Origin of the sequence: Variovorax sp. IB41 (assembly GCF_016405905.1) — a bacterium.
GTDB lineage: Bacteria > Pseudomonadota > Gammaproteobacteria > Burkholderiales > Burkholderiaceae_C > Variovorax.
In genome coordinates, this window is sequence record NZ_JAEFCB010000001.1 from 682,576 (window position 1) to 700,505 (window position 17,930).

Genomic DNA, 17,930 nt, shown 5'->3' on the forward strand with positions numbered 1-17,930 from the left:
CCATGTCCAGCACCCTCCAGCAACTCGGCGTCGTCCATCGCAACATCGTGCGCGCCGATCCGGCCGCCGTCGAAAAGCTCTCGCGCTTCGGCGTCTCGACCGTGCATGAGGCCCTGGGCCGGCTCGGGCTGATGCAGCCGCGCATCCGCCCCATCCACCCCGATGCGCGCTTCTGCGGCACGGCCGTCACGGTGCTGCTGCAGCCGGGCGACAACTGGATGCTGCATGTCGCGGCCGAACAGATCCAGCCGGGCGACGTCGTGGTGGCCGCCTGCACCAGCGACAGCACCGACGGCTTCTTCGGCGACCTGTTGGCCACCTCGTTCAAGGCGCGCGGCTGCAAGGGCCTGGTGATCGACGGCGGCGTGCGCGACGTGCGCGACCTCAACGCGATGAACTTCCCCGTGTTCAGCCGCGCGATCCATTCCAAGGGCACCATCAAGGCGACGCTCGGCTCGGTCAACGTGCCGGTGGTGTGCGCGGGCGCGCTGGTGAACCCGGGCGACGTGGTGGTTGCCGACATCGACGGCGTGGTGGTCGTGCCGGCCGCACGCGCGCAGCAGGTGGCCGATGCGGCCGAGGCGCGCGAAGCCAACGAGACCGCCAAGCGCGAGCGTTTCGCCGCGGGCGAGCTGGGTCTGGACATGTACGCGATGCGCGAGCCGCTGGCGAAGGCGGGCCTGCGCTACATCGACTGAGGAAGAACGGCCATGGCTCGCATCATCGGCGCCGTCGCATGCTCGCACACGCCCACCATCGGCTTCGCCTTCGACAAGAAGAAGCAGCAGGACCCGGTGTGGGCGCCGATCTTCGAGGCCTTCGCGCCCGTGCAGCGCTGGCTCGCAGAGCGCAAGCCCGACGTGCTCTTCTTCATCTACAACGACCACGTCAGCTCGTTCTTCTTCGACCACTATTCGGCCTTCTCGCTCGGCGTGGGCGAGCGGCATGCGGTGGCCGACGAAGGCGGCGGCGCGCGCGACCTGCCCGCGCTCGCGGGCCATCCGGCGCTCGCGCAGCACATCGGGCGCTCGCTGGTGGCGGACGAGTTCGACATGTCCTTCTTCCAGGACCGCGCGCTCGACCACGGCGTGTTCTCGCCGATGTCGCTGCTGTGCCCGCACGAGCCCGAATGGCCCGTGCCGGTGATCCCACTGCAGGTCGGCGTGCTGCAGTCGCCGGTGCCCTCGGCGCGGCGCTGCTACCGGCTCGGGCAGGCGCTGCGCCGCGCGATCGAGAGCTATCCCGAGGACCTGAAGGTGGCCATCGTCGCCACCGGAGGCCTGTCGCACCAGGTGCACGGCGAGCGCGCGGGCTTCAACAACACCGCATGGGACGCGCAGTTTCTCGACCTCATCGAGAACGACCCGGTGCGCCTCACCGAGATGACGCAGGCCGAGCTTGCGGCGCTCGGCGGCATGGAAGGCGCGGAAGTGATCATGTGGCTCGTGATGCGCGGCGCGCTCTCCGCCAACATCCGCAAGACGCACCAGAGCTACTACCTGCCGTCGATGACGGGCATCGCGACCGCCGTCTACGAGAACCTCGCGAGCCCGCCGGTCGCCGGCGAAGTGCTGCGGCACCAGCGCCATATCGACGAGCAGCTGGCCGGCATCGGGGCGCTCGAAGGCACGCACCCGTTCACGTTGGAGACCAGCGTGCGCGCGTACCGCCTCAACAAGTTCCTGCACGGCATGACGCGGCCCGCGCATCGCGCCGACTTCCTCGCCGATGAAGAAGCGGCCTTCGACGCCGCAGCGCTGACGCCGGAGGAGCGCACGCTGGTGCGCGCGCGCGACTGGCGCGGGCTCATCCACTACGGCGCGATCTTCTTCATGCTGGAGAAGCTGGGCGCGGTGGTCGGCGTGTCGAACCTGCACATCTATGCCGCCATGCGCGGCCAGACGCTGGAAGCTTTCCAGCAGACACGCAACGCGCCCGGCGCGCTGTATTCGGTGGCCGGCAAGGATGCCGCGCCGCAGACCTGGGACGCACCGCCGTCTCCTTCTCCCGTGAAACCATGAAGACCTTTTCCCTCCGCCGTCATTTCCTCACCTTCGCCGGAGCGCTCGCGCTCGGCGCTTCGTTTCACGCGAGCGCGGCCGACGCCTATCCCTCCAAGCCCTTGAAGATCCTCGTCGGCTACAGCGCCGGCGGCGCGGTCGATGCCATCGCGCGGTCGGTCGGCCAGCGCATGGCGGCCGTGCTCGGCCAGCCCGTGGTCGTGGAGAACAAGCCCGGCGCCGGCACCAACATCGCGATCAAGTCGCTGACCACGAGCGCGCCCGACGGCTACACGCTGCTGCTCGCGGCCAACGCGCTCGCGGTGAACCCGTCGATGTACCAGCCCGCGCCCTACGACCTGGACCGCGACTTCACGCCCATCTCGATGGTCGGCCGCGTGCCCGTGGTGTTCGCGGTGCGCGAAGGCTCGCCGATCAAGACGCTGCCCGAGTTCGTGGCCGCCGCCAAGGCCAAGCCCGGCGGCGTGACCGTCGCGACGCCGGGCAACGGCGCGACGCCGCACCTGGCGATGGAACTGTTCCAGCACACCGCCGGCCTCAAGCTGAGCCACGTGCCCTACAAGGGCGGCGCGCAGGCGATCACCGACGTGCTCGGCGGGCATGTCGACGTGGTGGCGGTCAACGCGCTCGAAGTGCTGCCGCTCGTGAAGGGCGGCAAGCTGAAGGTGCTGGCGGTGATGAGCACCGAGCGCTCGGCCGTGCTGCCGGGCGTGCCGACGGTGGCGGAGTCGGGCTATCCCGGGTTCGAGGCCAGCGTCTGGTATGGCTTCGTGGCGCCGGCGGGCCTCCCCGCGCCGGTGCTGGCCAAGCTGCACGATGCGGTGCAGAAGGCGATCGATTCGAAGGAAGTGCGCGAGCAACTCGCGGCGGCCGGTGGCGTGCCGCTGCCGGGGCCGACGGCGCAGTTCGAGAAGCTGCTCAAGAGCGACGCGGCGCGCTACGGCAAGCTGATTCGCGACGCCAACATCAAGCCGGATTGATCCCATGACGACGCCCCTTCGCGGAATCTGCTCGATGGCGACGCGCGGGTTGCTGGACGAACTCGCGGCCGCGTATGCGCAGCGCACCGGTGTGCCGGTTTCGTTCCTCGCAGTGGGCGGTGTCGATGCCGCGCGGCGCGTGTCCGACGGCGAGCATTTCGACGTGGTGGCGCTGGCCTCGGATGCGATCGACAAGCTCATTGCCGCAGGCCATCTCGATGCGGCGGGCAAGGTGAACATCGTTCTTTCGGAGGTCGGCGTCGCGGTGCATGCGAATGCCCAGCCGGTCGACATCGCGACGGAAGATGCGGTGCGCCACGCCGTGCAAGCGGCAACCCGCATCGCTTATTCGACCGGCCCGAGCGGCGTTGCGCTGATCGCGCTGTTCGAGCGCTGGGGCATCGCCGATGAAATCCGCGGGCGACTGGTGCAGGCGCCACCGGGCGTGCCCGTCGGCTCGCTGGTCGCGCGCGGCGAAGCTGCGCTGGGGTTCCAGCAGATGAGCGAACTGATCGGCCTCGAAGGCATCCGCCTGCTCGGTCCGCTGCCACAAGAAATCCAGATCGTCACGACCTTCTCGGCCGCACCGGTCATCGGCACCACGCAGCCGACCGCTACACGTGCCTTGCTCGACTTCATGGCCTCTTTAGACAGCGCAGAAGCCAAGCGCCGCCACGGCATGGCGCCCGCCCCTCAGAGGTAGCGCACCTCGGCCGGCACTTCGAACCAGTTGTTGTTGCGCCCGTCCATGTGGCGCACGGGGGCGGTCGAGAGTTCTTCCAGCGTCGCGTCGTCCAGGCACGTCACGTTCACGCTGACGTAGGCGCCGCCGATCTGCGGCACGTCGCCGCGTCCGAACGACTTGATGCCGCAGGTCTTGCAGAACAGGTGCTCGGCGCTGCGCGAGGCGAATTGGTAGCTCGTGAGGTCTTGCTCGCCCGAAAGCAGCGTGAAGTCTTCGGGCTTGACGATGGCGCCCCAGCCGCGGGACTTCATGCAGATCGAGCAGTTGCATTTGCCGGTGCCCGCGGCGAGGTCGATCAGGGCCTGGAAGCGAACCTTGCCGCAGTGGCAGCTGCCGTTGTATGTCTTCTTCATGGATAGTTCCTGGAGTGGCTAAGAGGAAACCCAAGGCTACGACCCATTGCGGACAGATTCTGTCCTCGATCCGGGGCATCATGCGGCCCATGCTGTCCGCCTCCGCACGCCTCATCCGGCTCCTTTCCCTGTTCCAGGCCCAACGTTCCTGGACTGGCGCAGGGCTCGCCGAACGCCTCGAAATCACCGAGCGCACGCTGCGCCGCGACGTCGATCGCCTGCGCACCCTCGGCTACACGGTCGACTCGACCTCGGGCGTGGCCGGCGGCTACCGGCTCGGCGCGGGCACCGCCCTGCCCCCGCTGCTGCTCGAAGACGAAGAGGCCATCGCGGTGGCGCTGGGCCTGGGCAATCCGAGCGACGGCAAGGGCGACATCGAGAACGCTTCGATGCGCGCCCTCGCCAAGCTCGAGCAGTTGATGCCGCCGCGGCTGCGCAAGCGCCTCGACCGCGTGCGCGCATCGGTGGTGCCGCTCGCGCGCGGCAAGTCGGAAGTGCGGCTGAAGGCGGTCACGCTGTTCGCCGAAGCCTGCACCGACCGGGCCACGTTGCGCTTCGACTACCGCGACCACCACGCGAAGGCGACCGCGCGCACGGTGGAACCGCACCGCGTGGTGCAGACGGGCCAGCGCTGGTACCTGCTGGCCTGGGACACGGCGCGCGAGGACTGGCGCACCTTTCGCCTCGACCGCATCGTGACGCCCGCGCCGACGGGCGCGCGCTTCACGCCGCGCCGGCTGCCGCACGGCGATGTCGCGGCGTACATGGAACAGGCGCTGCGGATTTCGCCCTACCTGCACCACGCGCGCATCGTGGTGCATGCATCGGTCAAGGCGCTCGAAGCCCATCTGGGTTGGGTGGGCGGCGTGCCGGAGGCGATCGACGAAGGCACGACGCGGATCGCGACGGCGGCCAACTCGCTCGATGCGCTGGCCGTGTGGCTCGGTTGCCTCGGGCATGACTTCGAGGTCGAGTCGCCCGCGGAATTGGTGGACCACATCACGCGCGTGGCCGCGCGGCTCGGCAAGGCAGCGCGAACGCGGCCCGCAGCGAAGGTCAACGCAACGCGAACGCCAACGCGACCGCGCCCAGCGCCAGCAACCCGAGACCGACGATGAACACCGTCTCGCCCCAGGCCTCCAGCCGCGCACCCGAGCGGCGCGAACGCATGGAGATGAAAGACAACAGCGCGCTGGCCAGGAAGACCAGCGCGGCCAGGGCGAGCAGCCGGTCGATCAGAAGCCGCGCGCCATCGTGCGGCCCGAGGTGGCCGATCGACATGACGGTCATGCACACGCCGATCATCGTGGCCGACGTGGGCAGGATGTGCGCGGAGAGGCCGCTGGCGGGGGAGGTCATGCAGGAGCTGTCCGTGTCGGGCTTCTTGGGGGACACCGAGGAACCGGCTTTGCCGGGCCTCTGGTGTCGCCCCCGGTAGGGGGTTGGCGAAGCGACACGAAGTGCGCGCAGCCTGGGGGCGAGCCTATCCAATGCGGACGGGCACGAAGATCTTGTCTTCGCCGCGCTGGATCAAGAGCGCCACCGACTTGTTGGTCGCCTTCGCCACCACCTCGCGCACCTGCTCCAGACTCTGCGCGGGCGTGCCGTTGATGGCCAGCAGCACGTCGCCGGCCTGCACGCCGGCCTGCGCCGAGGGGCCCGCCGCGTCTTCGATCAGGAGGCCGGTGTCGATGCCGGCCTCGCGCTTCTCCTGCGGTTGCAGGGGGCGCAGCGCCAGCCCCAGCTTGCCCTGGCCCGCGCCGGTGTCGGCCTTGGCGACCTGGGCCGGCTTGTCGCTGGCATCGCCGAGCTTGGCCTGCAGTTCCTGGCGTTCGCCCTGGCGCCACACCTCGAGCGTGACCTTCTTGCCCGGCGCCTGCTGGCCGATCACCGCGGGCAGGTCGCCCGAGGAGACGATGGCCTGGCCGTCGACCTTGCGGATCACGTCGCCTGCCTTCAGGCCTGCCTTGTCGCCGGGGCCGCCCTTCTCGATGTTCGAGACCAGCGCGCCTTCGGGCTTGTCGAGCTTGAACGAATCGGCGAAGGCCTGGTTCACCTCCTGCACCGCCACGCCCAGGCGCGCATGCGAGGCCTTGCCGGTCGCGACGATCTGGTCCTTCACCTGCACGGCCACATCGATCGGGATCGCGAAGGACACGCCCTGGTAGCCACCGCTGCGGCTGTAGATCTGCGAGTTGATGCCCACCACCTCGCCGCGCGTGTTGAGCAGCGGGCCGCCGGAGTTGCCGGGGTTCACCGCCACGTCGGTCTGGATGAAGGGCACGTAGCTGTCGTCGGGCAGCGACCGGCCCTTGGCGCTCACGACGCCGGCCGTCACGGTGTTCTCGAAGCCGAAGGGCGAGCCGATGGCCAGCACCCATTCGCCGACCTTCAGGTCCTTGGTGTTTCCGAGGGCCAGCACGGGCAGGTTCTTCGCATCGATCTTGAGCACGGCGATGTCGGTCTTGGCATCGGCGCCGAGCACCTTGGCGCGGTATTCGCGTCGGTCGGTCAGCTTGACGGTGACTTCCTTGGCGTCCTTCACGACGTGGGCGTTGGTGATGATGATGCCGCTGGGGTCGACGATGAAGCCGGAGCCCTGCGCGCGCACGGGCACGTCGCGCTGTTGCTGCTTCTGACCGCGCGGGCCCATCTGGCCCTGGAAGCGGCGGAAGAACTGGAACATCGGATCGTCGGGATCGATGCCCTGGATCTCGGCCGCGGCTTCGTCGTCCGACGCCTTCATGGTGCCGGTCACGCTGATGTTGACCACGGCGGGGCCGTCGCGCGAGGTGATGGTGGAGAAGTCGGGGAGCGTGACCATCGCGGGGGCTGCGGCGATGGGGGTGGCGTTGGTCGGAGCGCTCACGGCGCTGGTGTAGGCGCCGGCACCGACGGCGCCGATCACACCGGCGCTTGCCAGGGCGATCGCCAGGGCGCGGGGGGAAGTCAGGCGGGTGTTCATGGAGCGGTTCCTTTCAATTGCGTATGACGCAAAACACGATGAAAGGAATGTCGTTGCGCTGACTTAAGCGCGGCTTAAACCGCGCAAGCCGCCCGAACGGCTCAGGCCGCCGCAGGAAAACGGACCACGGCCCGCAGGCCGCCCAACGTCGGGGACGGGGCCAGCGCGACCGTGGCGCCGTGCAGTTCCGCAATCGACTTGACGATCGCCAGCCCCAGGCCGCTGCCCGGCGCCTGCGGTTCGCCCGAGCGGTAGAAGCGGTCGAGCACGCGCTCGCGCTCCACCTCGGGCAGGCCCGGGCCGCTGTCGTCCACGCTGAGCTCGACCGCATCGCCGAGCTTGGCGATGCCGATGTCCACGCGCCCTTCCTCGGGCGTGTACTTGACGGCGTTGTCCAGCAGGTTGCGCAGCAGCATGCGCAGCGCCTCGGGCTGGCCTTCGACCACCGCCGCATCGGCATGCGCGACGCCGATGTCGATGCGCCGCGCCTGCGCGGCAGCGACAGCATCCGAGATCGCAAGACGCGCCACCTCGGCCAGATCGACCGGCTCCGGCTTCGCGCCCGCCGCCATGCTGGCCTCGTGCCGGGCCAGCGCGAGCATCTGCTCGACCAGCCGCGTCGAGCGGTCGATGCCGGCGACCAGCCGGCTCACCGCGAGCTCGCGCGCCGCATCGTCGGGCGCGCGCTGCAGGCCCTGCACCTGCAGCTTCAATGCCGCGAGCGGCGAGCGCAGTTCGTGCGCGGCATCGGCGACGAAGTGCTTCTGCGCATCGAAGGCATGGCGCACGCGGCCGAAGAGGAGGTTGAGCTCCTGCACCAGCGGGCGCACCTCTTCGGGCAGGCCCTCCTCGCTCACCGGCGACAGATCGTCGGCCTGCCGCGAGGCCACCTGCTTTCTCACGCGGGCCACCGGCGCGAGCGATCGGCTCACGACCCACCACACGACCAGCATCAGGAGCGGCGCCATCAGCGCCACCGGCGCGATGGTGCGCAGCGCCAGCGTGCCGGCCATGCTGCGCCGCGCCGCCATGTCCTGCGCCACCTGGATCACGAGGCCGCGCGTCTGCATCGAGAACACGCGGTAGGTGGTGCCGCGCGCGCGCACGTCGGCGAAGCCCAGCACCGCGAGTTGCGGCAGTGCCGCCTGGTCGGCCGATTCGAAGACGCGCACGCCGTCGGCGGTCCACACCTGCACCACGAAATCGAAGTTCTGCTCGCCGCCGCCGATGCCGCCGACCGCCGCGCTCGGTGGCAGGCCCGAGCGCAGCGACATCGCCATCTGCTGCATGTGGTAGTCGAAGATGTCGTCGGCCTCGTGCAGCACCGTGCGGTAGGCCACCAGCGCCTGCGCACCCGCGGCCAGCACGATGGCCGCGAGCAGGAACCACAGGAGGCGCGCGCGCAGCGATCCGGTGAGGCTGCGCGTCATACCTTCGGCACCATGTAGCCGACGCCTCTGACGTTGCGGATGAATTCGGCGCCGAGCTTTTTCCGCAGGCCGTGCACGTAGACCTCGACCGCGTTGCTGCTGATCTCGTCCTTCCAGCTGTAGAGCTTTTCCTCGAGCTGCGCGCGCGAGAGCACCATGCCCGGGCGCGCCAGGAGCGGCTCGAGCACCGCCCATTCGCGCGCCGACAGCACCACCGGCTGGCCCGCCACCGTGACCTCGCGCGTGGCGGGGTTGATGCTCACGCCCATGTGCTCGTACACCGGTTCGGCGCGCCCGGCAGCGCGGCGCAGCAGGGCGCGGATGCGGGCCAGCAGCTCATCGAGGTCGTAGGGCTTGAGCACGTAGTCGTCGGCGCCGGCATCGAGCCCTTCGATGCGCTGCTGCACCGAATCGCGCGCGGTGGCGATCAGCACCGGCATGCGCTGCTTGCGGGCGCGCAGGCTGCGCAGCACCTCCAGGCCGTCGCGGCGCGGCACGCCCAGATCGAGCAGCACCAGGTCGTATTGCTGGGTGCGAAGGGCCGACTCGGCGGCCTCGCCGTCTTTCACCCAGTCCACCGCGTATTGCTCGGCGCGCAGCAGGTCGAGCACGGCCTCGCCGATCATCACGTCGTCTTCGAGAAGCAGGAGTCGCATGGTTGTGTCCCGTTGTCCGGTCTGTGGGATTCGAGGCAGCGGCCGTGGCGAAGTTCAGTTCAGAGCAGCGAGCGGACTTCGCGCGCGGCCTCGAACAGCAGCGGCAGCATCTCGCGCTGCAAGGCCTCTTCCTGGTAGCGCGTGCCCGACAGCACCACGTTGAGCGCGGCCACCGTGTGGCCCTGCATGTCGCGCAGCGGCACCGCGAGCGCCTGCACGCCGAGCTCGTGCTCTTCGCTGGCAAAACAATAGTCGTCCTTGCGCGTGCGGGCGATCAGCTGGCGCAGGCCCCGCGCCTGCGTGACGGTGTGCGGCGTCAGCCGCGCCAGGTGCCGGCCCTTGAGCCACTGCGTGAGCTGGGTGGAGGCCATGGCCGCGAGCAGCACGCGCCCGGTGGAGGTCGCATGCGCCGGCAGCCGCGCGCCCAGGTGCAGGCCGTAGGCCAGCACCCGCGTGGGCGTGCCGTAGCTGCCGCTGCGCGCGACGATGACCACCTCCTCGCCATCGAGCACCACGGCGGAGAACGATTCGCCGGTCTGCGCCGCGAGGCGGTTGAGCGTGGGCTGCAGCGCGCGCGGCAGGCGCGACGAGGCGAGGTAGCTCCCAGAGAAGCGCAGCACCTTGGGCGCCATCCAGAAATAGCTGCCGTCGGTCTCCAGGTACCCGAGGTGGGCCAGCGTGAGCAGGTGGCGCCGGGCGGCGGCGCGCGTGAGGCCGGCGCGCTCGGCGGCCAGCGTGGCATTGAGGCGCTGGCGCTCGGTGTCGAAGCTTTCGAGCACCGCCATTCCCTTGGCGATGCCCTCGATGAAATCGGCCTTGGCGATGGTCATTCGGGGTATGGATGGAAGTGTTGCGCGATCATCGCGCACGCGTTCGCATGATCGCACAGAGCCTCGGAATGCCGTGAACCAGGCGGCCGGCGGCGCCCTACGCTCGGCGAAACACCTCTCGGAGACACGAACATGCGCACCCAGGTCGCGATCATCGGCGCGGGCCCCGCCGGCCTTCTGCTCGGGCAACTGCTTTTCAAGGCGGGCATCGACAACGTCATCGTCGAGCGCCAGAGCGGCGACTACGTGCTCGGCCGCATCCGCGCCGGCGTGCTCGAACAGGTGACGATGGACCTGCTGGCACGCGCCGGCGTCGACGCGCGCGCCCGCAGCGAAGGGCTGCCGCACGAAGGCATCGAGTTGCTCTTCAAGGGCGCGCGGCACCGCATCGACATGCACGGCCTCACCGGCGGCAAGCAGGTCACGGTGTACGGCCAAACCGAAGTGACGCGCGACCTCATGCAAGCGCGCACCGCCGAAGGCCTCTCGACCATCTACAGCGCCGCGAACGTGAGCCTGCACGACTTCGACTCGGCCCAACCGCGCGTGCGCTACGAGAAGGACGGCCAGACGCACGAGATCGAATGCGACTTCATCGCCGGCTGCGACGGCTACCACGGCGTGAGCCGCGCGAGCGTGCCGGCCGATGCGATCCAGACCTACGAGAAGGTCTACCCCTTCGGCTGGCTCGGCGTGCTGGCCGACGTGCCGCCGGTGTCGCACGAACTCATCTATGCGAACACCGAACGCGGCTTCGCGCTGTGCAGCATGCGCAGCGCCACGCGCTCGCGCTACTACGTGCAGGTGCCGACCGAGGAGCGCGTGGAGAACTGGAGCGACGAGGCCTTCTGGAACGAGCTGCGCGCGCGCCTGGACCCCGAGGCCCGCGAGCGGCTGGTGACCGGCCCGTCGCTGGAGAAAAGCATCGCGCCGCTGCGCAGTTTCGTGGCCGAGCCGATGCGCTTCGGCGCGCTCTTTCTCGCGGGCGATGCGGCGCACATCGTGCCGCCGACCGGCGCGAAGGGGCTGAACCTCGCGACGGCCGATGTGGGCTATCTCTCGCGTGCGTTCGAGATCTTCTACGGCGAGAAGTCGGCCTCGGCGCTCGATCGCTATTCGGACCTGTGCCTGCGCCGCGTGTGGAAGGCCGAGCGCTTCTCGTGGTGGTTCACCTCGCTGATGCACCGCTTTCCCGAGACCGGCGCCTTCGGCCAGAAGATCCAGGAGGCCGAGCTCGACTACCTCGTGCATTCGCACGCGGCCTCTACCGCGCTGGCGGAGAACTACGTGGGGCTGCCGCTCGAAGACTTCTAGGCGCCCTGCCGCTCCAGCGTGGCCTTCATCGCCTCGCCGCCCTTCTCCATCATCGGCCCGACGTAGGCCGCGAATTCGTCGGGCAGCACGTCGGTGATCCAGACGAAGCGGGAGCGCCCTTCGCCGTCGGCGAAGACCTGCGCGGAGGCATGGTGGTGGCTCGCCTTGCCATCGGTGATGGTGTAGGCCAGGCGCCGGTTCGCCTCGTCGATGCCCATCAGCAGTTCGCGCGCGACGAGTCCGTTGGCAAAGCTCACGATGCGGGCGCCCTGCCCGTCCAGCTTGCAGTCCGTGAGGAAGCCGGGCGCAAGGCGCGTGTGCACGGCGCCGAAGTCGCGCAGCGCCTCCCACACCTGCGCCGCATCGGCCTCGACGGTGAATTCCTTGTAGATGGTTGCCATGGTGTGTCTCCGTGCCTCAGGGGCAGACCGCCTCGACGTTGTTGCCGTCGGGGTCGATCAGGAAGGCCGCGTAGTAGGTCGGGCTGTAGTCGGCGCGCGGACCGGCGCCGCCGTTGTCGGTGCCGCCGGCCTCCAGGCCCGCCTTGTGGAAGGCCGCGACGGCCTTGTGATCGGGTGCGCGGAACGCGAGGTGCGTGCCCGGTCCGTTGGCGTCCTTGGCTGCGTAGAGCCAGAGGGCCGGCGCGTCGGCCGGGCCGATGCCGGCATAGCTGTCGTCGTGGGGGCCCGGCACATGGCCGAGCGGTGCGAGTGCGGCTTCGTAGAAGCGCTGGCTCGCGGCGAGGTCTTTGACTTTCAGTCCGATGTGGTCGTACATGGCGATGGCTTCCTGCTTGATGAATGAACCAGGCGTTCATCATTGAGCAGGGCCGCCATGCGATCTTGGAGAATCTTGCGATCGCCCTTGGCGGCCTGGCGAAAGCCGCGCGGCGACACGCCGGCCGCACGGTGGAAGGTGCGAACGAAGTTGCTCAGGTCGGCAAAGCCCACATCGAGGGCCACGTCGGTCACGGGCCGGTCGTCGTCCGCCAGCAGGCGTGCCGCGTGGCGCAGGCGCGAACGGACCAGGTACTGGTGGGGCGTCACGCCGAGCACCTGCGAGAACAGGCGCAGGAAATGGAAGGAACTGAGGCCCGCTTCGGCGGCCGCGCCTTCGAGGCCGATGTCGTCGTGGGAGTTGGCGTCGATCCACATCGCCGCATCGACCGCGCGGCGCCTGTCGCGCGGCGCGGCGGACTGCGGCGACGGCTTGCCGCGGCCGCCCACCACTTCGACGAAGCGGCTCGCGAACCACATGCCCAGTTCGTCGAGGCCGACGTCGCTCTCGCCCTCGGCCGCGACCTGCGCGAGTTCGCCGAGCACCATGAGTTCGGGCAAGGGCGGAAGCCCCGCGGTGCGCCAGGTCTGCCTGTCGCCGCCGACCAGGTCGACGAAGCCGGGCGAGAGATGGAACGCCAGGCACTCGTCGCCGCAGAGGTGGTGGTCGTGGGTGCAGACGTATTCGTCGCCGGGGCAGCCCACGAGCACCGAGCCGGCGACCAGTTCATACGCATGGCCGCGCGTGCGGTAGCCGAAGCTGCCCTTGCGCACGTACGAGACCGAGTAGCCCTCGTGCATCTCGGTGAACGAGGGCGCGCCCGGACCCGCGTCGCAGCGGTAGCTGGACACGCGGATCGGGTCGGTCTGCAGTTCGGTGGTGATGAGCATGGTGCTGTGCCCTTCGAACACCCTGTCGTTGTCGTGGAAGGCGCTCAGTCCACAGTGTGCATGGCCGCCCATACCCGCGACGGGCTCAGCGGCATGTGCAGGCGCGGCGCGGTCGCCGCGAGCCCGTTGCGCGCGAAGGCATCGGCCACCGCGTTCACGATGGCCGGCGTGGCGCCGATGGTGCCCAGCTCGCCCACGCCCTTCACGCCCAGCGGGTTGTTGGTGCAGGGCGTGGATTCGTCCATCTCCATGTGGAACATGGTGTCCACGATGTCGGCGCGCGGGGCGGCGTAGTCCATGAGGCTGCCGGTCACGGGCTGGCCGGTTTCGTGGTCGTACACCACCTGCTCGTACAACGCCTGGCCGATGCCCTGCACGGCGCCGCCTTCGAGCTGGCCGCGCACGATCATCGGGTTGATCACGCGACCCACGTCGTTGACCGAGCTGTAGGCCACCACGCTGATTTCGCCCGTGGGCGGATCGAGCTCGATCTCGCAGATGTGGCAGCCGTTGGGCCAGGTCGGGCCGGCCACGGTGCTGGTGGAGTCCACGAAGATTTCGCGATCGGGCTGCTTGCCTGCGAGCGTGAAGAGGTCGAGTTCGAGGTCGGTGCCGGCCACCGAGAAGCTGCCGCGGCTGTAGATGATGTCGTCGATGGCCGCCTCGAACTCCTGCGCCGCGAGCTCGCGCGCCTTGTCGATGGTGCGCTCCGCGCCGATGCGCACGGCCGAGCCGCCGGTGAAGAGCGAGCGGGAACCGGCGCTGCCGAAGCCGTCGCCGCGGTCGGTGTCGCCCAGCACGACGCGCACCTTCTCGATGGGCACGCCGAAGGCATCGACCGCCAGTTGCGCAAGCGAGGTGGCGATGCCCTGCCCCATGGCGTTGACGGCGGAAAACACCTCGATCACGCCATCGGCCTGCACGGACACCGTGACGCGTTCTTCGAACACGTTGCCGCCGGTCCATTCGAGGAAGGTGGCGATTCCGAGGCCCCGGTGCTTGCCGTTCTTCGCGGACTCGGCGGCGCGGGCCTCGAAGCCCTGCCAGTCGGCCAGCGTGAGCGCCTGGTCCATCACCGACTCGAAATTGCCGGTGTCGTAGACCTGTGCCATCGGGTTCTTGTAGGGCATCTGGTCGGGCTGGATGAAGTTCATCCGGCGCAGGATGATGCGGTCGATGCCGGTCTGGCGCGCGGCCTCGTCCATCAGGCGTTCGATGGTGAAGATGGCCTCGGGCCGGCCCGCGCCGCGGTAGGCGCCGGTCGGTGCGGTGTTGGTGAGCACCGCCTTGAAATGGAAGTCGATGGTCTGGATGTCGTAGACGCTGGTCTGCACCCAGGGGCCGATGAGCAGCTGGATCGCGACGCCCGTGCCGGTGGCATAGGCGCCCACGTTGGCGAGCGTCTTGATGCGCAGCGCGAGGATCTTGCCTTCGGCATCGAGCGCAAGTTCGGCCCGCGCCTCGATGTCGCGGCCGTGCGCGCTGGAGAGGAATTCCTCGCTGCGGTCGGCCACCCACTTCACGGGGCGCTGGACCTGCAGCGCGGCGAAGGCGACCGCGATGTCCTCGGGATAGGCGCCAGTCTTCATGCCGAAGCCGCCGCCCACGTCGCCCACCACCACGCGCACCTTTTCTTTCGCAAGGCCGATGGCGGCGCACACGGAATCGCGCACGCCCGAGGGCATCTGCGTGCTCATGCGGATCGTGAGGCGATCGGTCTTGGCGTCGTGCGCGGCGAGCACCGAGCGCGGCTCGATGGTGAGCGCGACCACGCGCTGGTTGATGACGTCGAGGGCCACCACATGGGCGGCCTTGGCGAAGGCGGCGGTCGCGGCCTCGCTGCTGCCGTGGCGCATTTCGGCGGCGATGTTGCCGGAGGCTTCCTCGCACACCTGCGGCGCGCCTTCGGCGGTGGCGCCGGCGAGGTCGACCACCATGGGCAGGTCTTCGTAGTCGACCATCACGGCCTCGGCGGCGTCGCGCGCCTGCTGGACCGTCTCGGCGATCACGGCGGCCACCGCCTCGCCCACGAAGCGCGTGCGTTCGCTCGCCATGGCGTAGCGCGGCGGGCTGGCGCTGTCGCCGCCGTCGGCACGCTTGAACCCGGCGGCGCCCGGCATCGGCTTGACCCCCGCGGCCGCCATTTCGGCGCCGGTGACGACGCGCAGCACGCCCGGCATGGCGGCGGCGGTGCTGGTGTCGATGGAAACGATGCGTGCGTGCGGGTAGGGAGAGCGAAGGAAAACGAGATGCGCCTGCTCGGGGAGCGTCACGTCGTCCGTGTAGCGGCCTGCGCCTGCCAGCAGGCTTTCGTCCTCGAGGCGGCGCACCGCCTGGCCGCTGCCAAAGCGGGTGGGGTTGGGTTCAGTGGTCAACGTGGTCCTCTTGTGCTGATCCCCGGCGGGCAACGCTGGCCTGCTGGATCCGCTTATGGGGGGCAAATGGAAGCAGCACTATATGGGCTTCGGGGGTTCTTGTCCGCTTCGGCGAAAGGCTTGTGGCGCTTGGGCCGCAATCGTTTGCGAGACTTGCGGGCGGCGGCGCATTTTCCCCCAACCCGCAAGGGGTGCCGGCGAAGCCGTGTATACCTACGCCCATGCGACAACTGCCCTGGCTCGAACCCGGAGATACCCTGCCCGACCCGTCATCGGCATGGGGCGTGGCCGACCCCGTTCCCGGCCTTCTGGCGGCGGGGGGCGCACTGGATGTCGATACGCTGGTGCAGGCCTACAGCCACTGCGTCTTCCCGTGGTTCAGCGACGACCAGCCGATCCTGTGGTGGAGCCCCGATCCGCGCATGGTGCTGCAGGTGGCCGATTTCAGGCTGCACCGGTCGCTTCGCAAGACGCTGGTGCGATTTGCGGAAACGCCCGGCTGCGAAGTGCGCATCGACCATGATTTCGCGGCGGTCATCAAGGCCTGCTCGCTTTCGCCGCGCGTGGGCCAGTCGGGCACATGGATCGTGCCGGACATGGTGGAGGCCTACACGCAATTGCACGCTGCGGGCCATGCGCACAGCGTGGAAACCTGGATCGACGGCCAGCTCGCGGGCGGCCTCTACTGCGTGGCGCTGGGCCGCGCGGTGTTCGGCGAGTCGATGTTCACCCGCCGCCCGGACGCCTCGAAGATCGCGCTGGCCGCGCTGGTGAGCCTGTGCCGGCGCGCCGGCGTGCAGATGATCGACTGCCAGCAGAACACCGCCCACCTCGCCAGCCTGGGCGCCCACGAGATGCCGCGCAAGCGCTTCGTCGCCCACGTGGCCAAGGTCCGGGAACAGGAGGGGCCACGGTGGCAATTCGAGCCCGTATACTGGGCTGAACTCCTTTCCGCGCGACCTCTTTCACCGACGTGACGCACCTCAAGGATCTCCCGCTTCACACGCTGCAGTTCTATGCGACGGCGCCCTATCCCTGCAGCTATCTGCCGGATCGCCAGGCCCGGTCGCAGGTGGCCACGCCCAGCCACCTGATCCACAACGATGCCTACTCCGACCTCGTGCTCAGCGGCTTCCGGCGCAGCGGCATGTTCACCTACCGGCCCTACTGCGACGGCTGCCGCGCCTGCATTCCGCTGCGCGTGCTGGCCAACAGCTTCCAGCCCACGCGCAGCCAGCGCCGCGCCGCCAAACAGCATGCCGACCTGCAGGCGCGCGTGCTCAAGCTGTGCTTCGTGCCCGAGCACTACCAGCTCTACCTGCGCTACCAGAACGGCCGCCACGCGGGCGGCGGCATGGACCACGACAGCATCGACCAGTACACCCAGTTCCTGCTGCAGAGCCGGGTCAATTCGCGGCTGGTCGAATTCCGCGAGACGCTGGCCGACGGCAGCGCGGGCGCGCTCAAGATGGTGTCGATCCTGGACGTGCTGAACGACGGCATCTCGGCCGTCTACACGTTCTACGAGCCCGACACGAGCGCCGGCTATGGCACCTACAGCGTGCTCTGGCAGATCGAGCAGGCGCGCAAGCTCGGCCTGCCGCACGTCTACCTCGGCTACTGGATCGAGCGCAGTCCCAAGATGCACTACAAGGCGCGCTTTTCGCCGCACGAAGTGCTGGTCGATGGACATTGGCAGCCATCGGGCGATTTCACAAGGTAAAATGGCGCCCGGTCATCACCGCACAGCGCCATGAGAAAAAACCAATCCGACGTTCCTGCCGTTCCCGTGATCCAGGTGATCGAGCGCATGTTTTCGCTCATCGATGTCCTGGCGTCCCGAGAGGAGGCCATCTCGCTGAAGGAAATCAGCGAGAAGACCGGGCTCCACCCTTCGACCACGCACCGCATCCTGAACGACCTGGCCGTCGGCCGGTTCGTCGACCGGCCCGAGGCCGGCAGCTACCGGCTGGGCATGCGCCTCCTGGAACTGGGCAACCTGGTGAAGGGCCGGCTCAACGTGCGCGACGCCGCGCTGGGCCCGATGCGCGAGCTGCACAAGCTCACGCAGCAGCCGGTGAACCTCAGCATGCGGCAGGGCGACGAGATCGTCTACATCGAGCGCTCGTACAGCGAACGCTCGGGCATGCAGGTGGTGCGCGCCATCGGCGGACGCGCAGCGCTGCACCTCACGTCCACCGGCAAGCTTTTCCTCGCGGCCGATGACCCGGCGCGGGTGCGCAGCTACGCCACCCGCACCGGCCTGGCAGGCCACACCCGCAACAGCATCACGCAGCTGCCTGCGCTGGAGCGCGAGCTGTCGAAGGCGCGCCAGTACGGTATCGCGCGCGACAACGAAGAACTCGAACTGGGCGTGCGCTGCATGGCCGCCGGCATCTACGACGACCAGGGCAAGCTGGTGGCCGGGTTGTCGATCTCGGCACCGGCCGATCGGCTGGACGAAGGCTGGCTGCCCAAGCTGCAGGCGACGGCCAATGAAATCTCGGGCGCGCTGGGCTTCAAGGACGGCGTGGCCGTGACGACACCCTCCCCGGCAGGCAACGCGCCCTCAGCAGGCGCCTGAGCCTCTTTGC

General features: G+C 69.1%; 19 protein-coding genes. 9 read left to right on the top strand and 10 right to left on the bottom strand.

Going from position 1 to position 17,930, the window contains the following annotated elements; all coding sequences use genetic code 11:
• Window positions 1-2 precede the first annotated feature (2 nt).
• Genes ligK through JC881_RS03235 form a run of 4 tightly spaced genes read left to right on the top strand, consistent with a single transcriptional unit; the run spans window position 3 to window position 3,704 of the window.
• Window positions 3-698 carry a 4-carboxy-4-hydroxy-2-oxoadipate aldolase/oxaloacetate decarboxylase gene (ligK, locus tag JC881_RS03220; protein ID WP_198784253.1) on the top strand — a complete coding sequence of 232 codons (696 nt, stop codon included), beginning with the start codon at window positions 3-5 and terminating at the stop codon, window positions 696-698.
• 12 nt (window positions 699-710) lie between these two features.
• Complete coding sequence (locus JC881_RS03225) at window positions 711-2,021, top strand: gallate dioxygenase (RefSeq protein ID WP_198784254.1); 1,311 nt, start codon at window positions 711-713, stop codon at window positions 2,019-2,021.
• The gene (locus tag JC881_RS03230) at window positions 2,018-3,001 is read left to right on the top strand and encodes a Bug family tripartite tricarboxylate transporter substrate binding protein (protein WP_198784255.1); all 984 of its coding nucleotides are present in this window, start codon (window positions 2,018-2,020) and stop codon (window positions 2,999-3,001) included. The genes JC881_RS03225 and JC881_RS03230 overlap by 4 nt, the downstream gene beginning before the upstream one ends.
• Before the next feature lie 4 nt (window positions 3,002-3,005).
• Window positions 3,006-3,704 carry a substrate-binding domain-containing protein gene (locus JC881_RS03235; RefSeq protein ID WP_198784256.1) on the top strand — a complete coding sequence of 233 codons (699 nt, stop codon included), beginning with the start codon at window positions 3,006-3,008 and terminating at the stop codon, window positions 3,702-3,704.
• On the opposite strand, the gene JC881_RS03240 is transcribed toward JC881_RS03235, so the two are convergent.
• A complete protein-coding gene (locus tag JC881_RS03240) occupies window positions 3,695-4,099 on the bottom strand; it encodes a GFA family protein (protein WP_198784257.1) in 405 nt (134 codons plus the stop codon). The genes JC881_RS03235 and JC881_RS03240 overlap by 10 nt on opposite strands.
• Before the next feature lie 89 nt (window positions 4,100-4,188).
• Between JC881_RS03240 and JC881_RS03245 the strand changes: the two genes are divergently transcribed.
• Window positions 4,189-5,217 (top strand): helix-turn-helix transcriptional regulator, encoded by a 1,029-nt coding sequence (locus JC881_RS03245; protein ID WP_233101505.1) that lies wholly within the window; start codon window positions 4,189-4,191, stop codon window positions 5,215-5,217.
• Here the strand turns inward: JC881_RS03245 and JC881_RS03250 are convergent.
• The 5 genes from JC881_RS03250 to JC881_RS03270 form a co-directional block, all read right to left on the bottom strand.
• Window positions 5,156-5,458, bottom strand: a complete 303-nt coding sequence (locus JC881_RS03250; protein ID WP_198784258.1) for a hypothetical protein — start codon at window positions 5,456-5,458, stop codon at window positions 5,156-5,158. The genes JC881_RS03245 and JC881_RS03250 overlap by 62 nt on opposite strands.
• A gap of 124 nt (window positions 5,459-5,582) precedes the next feature.
• Window positions 5,583-7,064: a DegQ family serine endoprotease gene (locus tag JC881_RS03255; RefSeq protein ID WP_198784259.1), complete on the bottom strand. Its 1,482-nt coding sequence runs from the start codon at window positions 7,062-7,064 to the stop codon at window positions 5,583-5,585.
• A 101-nt stretch (window positions 7,065-7,165) separates the two neighbouring features.
• Window positions 7,166-8,494, bottom strand: coding sequence for an ATP-binding protein (locus JC881_RS03260; RefSeq protein WP_198784260.1), 1,329 nt, complete (start codon window positions 8,492-8,494; stop codon window positions 7,166-7,168).
• On the bottom strand, window positions 8,491-9,150 hold the full coding sequence (locus tag JC881_RS03265) for a response regulator (RefSeq protein WP_176657107.1): 660 nt from the start codon (window positions 9,148-9,150) through the stop codon (window positions 8,491-8,493). Before JC881_RS03265 ends, JC881_RS03260 begins: the two co-directional genes overlap by 4 nt.
• A gap of 59 nt (window positions 9,151-9,209) precedes the next feature.
• Entirely contained in the window at window positions 9,210-9,980 is a 771-nt protein-coding gene (locus tag JC881_RS03270; RefSeq protein WP_198784261.1) for an IclR family transcriptional regulator domain-containing protein, read from the bottom strand.
• A 132-nt stretch (window positions 9,981-10,112) separates the two neighbouring features.
• On the opposite strand from JC881_RS03270, the gene pobA reads away from it, so the two are divergent.
• Window positions 10,113-11,294, top strand: coding sequence for a 4-hydroxybenzoate 3-monooxygenase (gene pobA / locus JC881_RS03275; protein ID WP_198784262.1), 1,182 nt, complete (start codon window positions 10,113-10,115; stop codon window positions 11,292-11,294).
• Here pobA and JC881_RS03280 read toward each other — a convergent pair.
• Genes JC881_RS03280 through JC881_RS03295 form a run of 4 tightly spaced genes read right to left on the bottom strand, consistent with a single transcriptional unit; the run spans window position 11,291 to window position 15,336 of the window.
• Window positions 11,291-11,695, bottom strand: a complete 405-nt coding sequence (locus tag JC881_RS03280; protein ID WP_198784263.1) for an SRPBCC family protein — start codon at window positions 11,693-11,695, stop codon at window positions 11,291-11,293. The genes pobA and JC881_RS03280 overlap by 4 nt on opposite strands.
• A gap of 16 nt (window positions 11,696-11,711) precedes the next feature.
• Window positions 11,712-12,071 carry a VOC family protein gene (locus tag JC881_RS03285; RefSeq protein ID WP_198784264.1) on the bottom strand — a complete coding sequence of 120 codons (360 nt, stop codon included), beginning with the start codon at window positions 12,069-12,071 and terminating at the stop codon, window positions 11,712-11,714.
• Window positions 12,050-12,961, bottom strand: a complete 912-nt coding sequence (locus tag JC881_RS03290) for a helix-turn-helix domain-containing protein (RefSeq protein WP_198784265.1) — start codon at window positions 12,959-12,961, stop codon at window positions 12,050-12,052. Before JC881_RS03290 ends, JC881_RS03285 begins: the two co-directional genes overlap by 22 nt.
• A gap of 44 nt (window positions 12,962-13,005) precedes the next feature.
• Window positions 13,006-15,336, bottom strand: a complete 2,331-nt coding sequence (locus tag JC881_RS03295; RefSeq protein ID WP_198784266.1) for a xanthine dehydrogenase family protein molybdopterin-binding subunit — start codon at window positions 15,334-15,336, stop codon at window positions 13,006-13,008.
• A gap of 221 nt (window positions 15,337-15,557) precedes the next feature.
• On the opposite strand from JC881_RS03295, the gene aat reads away from it, so the two are divergent.
• The 3 genes from aat to JC881_RS03310 are packed head-to-tail and all read left to right on the top strand — an operon-like array spanning window position 15,558 to window position 17,920.
• Complete coding sequence (gene aat, locus JC881_RS03300; RefSeq protein WP_198784267.1) at window positions 15,558-16,313, top strand: leucyl/phenylalanyl-tRNA--protein transferase; 756 nt, start codon at window positions 15,558-15,560, stop codon at window positions 16,311-16,313.
• Window positions 16,310-17,059 (top strand): arginyltransferase, encoded by a 750-nt coding sequence (locus JC881_RS03305; protein WP_198784268.1) that lies wholly within the window; start codon window positions 16,310-16,312, stop codon window positions 17,057-17,059. Before aat ends, JC881_RS03305 begins: the two co-directional genes overlap by 4 nt.
• Before the next feature lie 30 nt (window positions 17,060-17,089).
• Window positions 17,090-17,920, top strand: a complete 831-nt coding sequence (locus JC881_RS03310) for an IclR family transcriptional regulator (protein ID WP_198784269.1) — start codon at window positions 17,090-17,092, stop codon at window positions 17,918-17,920.
• Window positions 17,921-17,930 lie beyond the last annotated feature (10 nt).

What these genes read in the sequence shown, in the direction of transcription:
- ligK (WP_198784253.1), top strand. Translation starts at nt 3, where the DNA reads ATGTCCAGCACCCTCCAGCAACTCGGCGTCGTCCATCGCAACATCGTG.
- JC881_RS03225 (WP_198784254.1), top strand. Translation starts at nt 711, where the DNA reads ATGGCTCGCATCATCGGCGCCGTCGCATGCTCGCACACGCCCACCATC.
- JC881_RS03230 (WP_198784255.1), top strand. Translation starts at nt 2,018, where the DNA reads ATGAAGACCTTTTCCCTCCGCCGTCATTTCCTCACCTTCGCCGGAGCG.
- JC881_RS03235 (WP_198784256.1), top strand. Translation starts at nt 3,006, where the DNA reads ATGACGACGCCCCTTCGCGGAATCTGCTCGATGGCGACGCGCGGGTTG.
- JC881_RS03240 (WP_198784257.1), bottom strand. Translation starts at nt 4,099, where the DNA reads ATGAAGAAGACATACAACGGCAGCTGCCACTGCGGCAAGGTTCGCTTC.
- JC881_RS03245 (WP_233101505.1), top strand. Translation starts at nt 4,189, where the DNA reads ATGCTGTCCGCCTCCGCACGCCTCATCCGGCTCCTTTCCCTGTTCCAG.
- JC881_RS03250 (WP_198784258.1), bottom strand. Translation starts at nt 5,458, where the DNA reads ATGACCTCCCCCGCCAGCGGCCTCTCCGCGCACATCCTGCCCACGTCG.
- JC881_RS03255 (WP_198784259.1), bottom strand. Translation starts at nt 7,064, where the DNA reads ATGAACACCCGCCTGACTTCCCCCCGCGCCCTGGCGATCGCCCTGGCA.
- JC881_RS03260 (WP_198784260.1), bottom strand. Translation starts at nt 8,494, where the DNA reads ATGACGCGCAGCCTCACCGGATCGCTGCGCGCGCGCCTCCTGTGGTTC.
- JC881_RS03265 (WP_176657107.1), bottom strand. Translation starts at nt 9,150, where the DNA reads ATGCGACTCCTGCTTCTCGAAGACGACGTGATGATCGGCGAGGCCGTG.
- JC881_RS03270 (WP_198784261.1), bottom strand. Translation starts at nt 9,980, where the DNA reads ATGACCATCGCCAAGGCCGATTTCATCGAGGGCATCGCCAAGGGAATG.
- pobA (WP_198784262.1), top strand. Translation starts at nt 10,113, where the DNA reads ATGCGCACCCAGGTCGCGATCATCGGCGCGGGCCCCGCCGGCCTTCTG.
- JC881_RS03280 (WP_198784263.1), bottom strand. Translation starts at nt 11,695, where the DNA reads ATGGCAACCATCTACAAGGAATTCACCGTCGAGGCCGATGCGGCGCAG.
- JC881_RS03285 (WP_198784264.1), bottom strand. Translation starts at nt 12,071, where the DNA reads ATGTACGACCACATCGGACTGAAAGTCAAAGACCTCGCCGCGAGCCAG.
- JC881_RS03290 (WP_198784265.1), bottom strand. Translation starts at nt 12,961, where the DNA reads ATGCTCATCACCACCGAACTGCAGACCGACCCGATCCGCGTGTCCAGC.
- aat (WP_198784267.1), top strand. Translation starts at nt 15,558, where the DNA reads ATGCGACAACTGCCCTGGCTCGAACCCGGAGATACCCTGCCCGACCCG.
- JC881_RS03310 (WP_198784269.1), top strand. Translation starts at nt 17,090, where the DNA reads ATGAGAAAAAACCAATCCGACGTTCCTGCCGTTCCCGTGATCCAGGTG.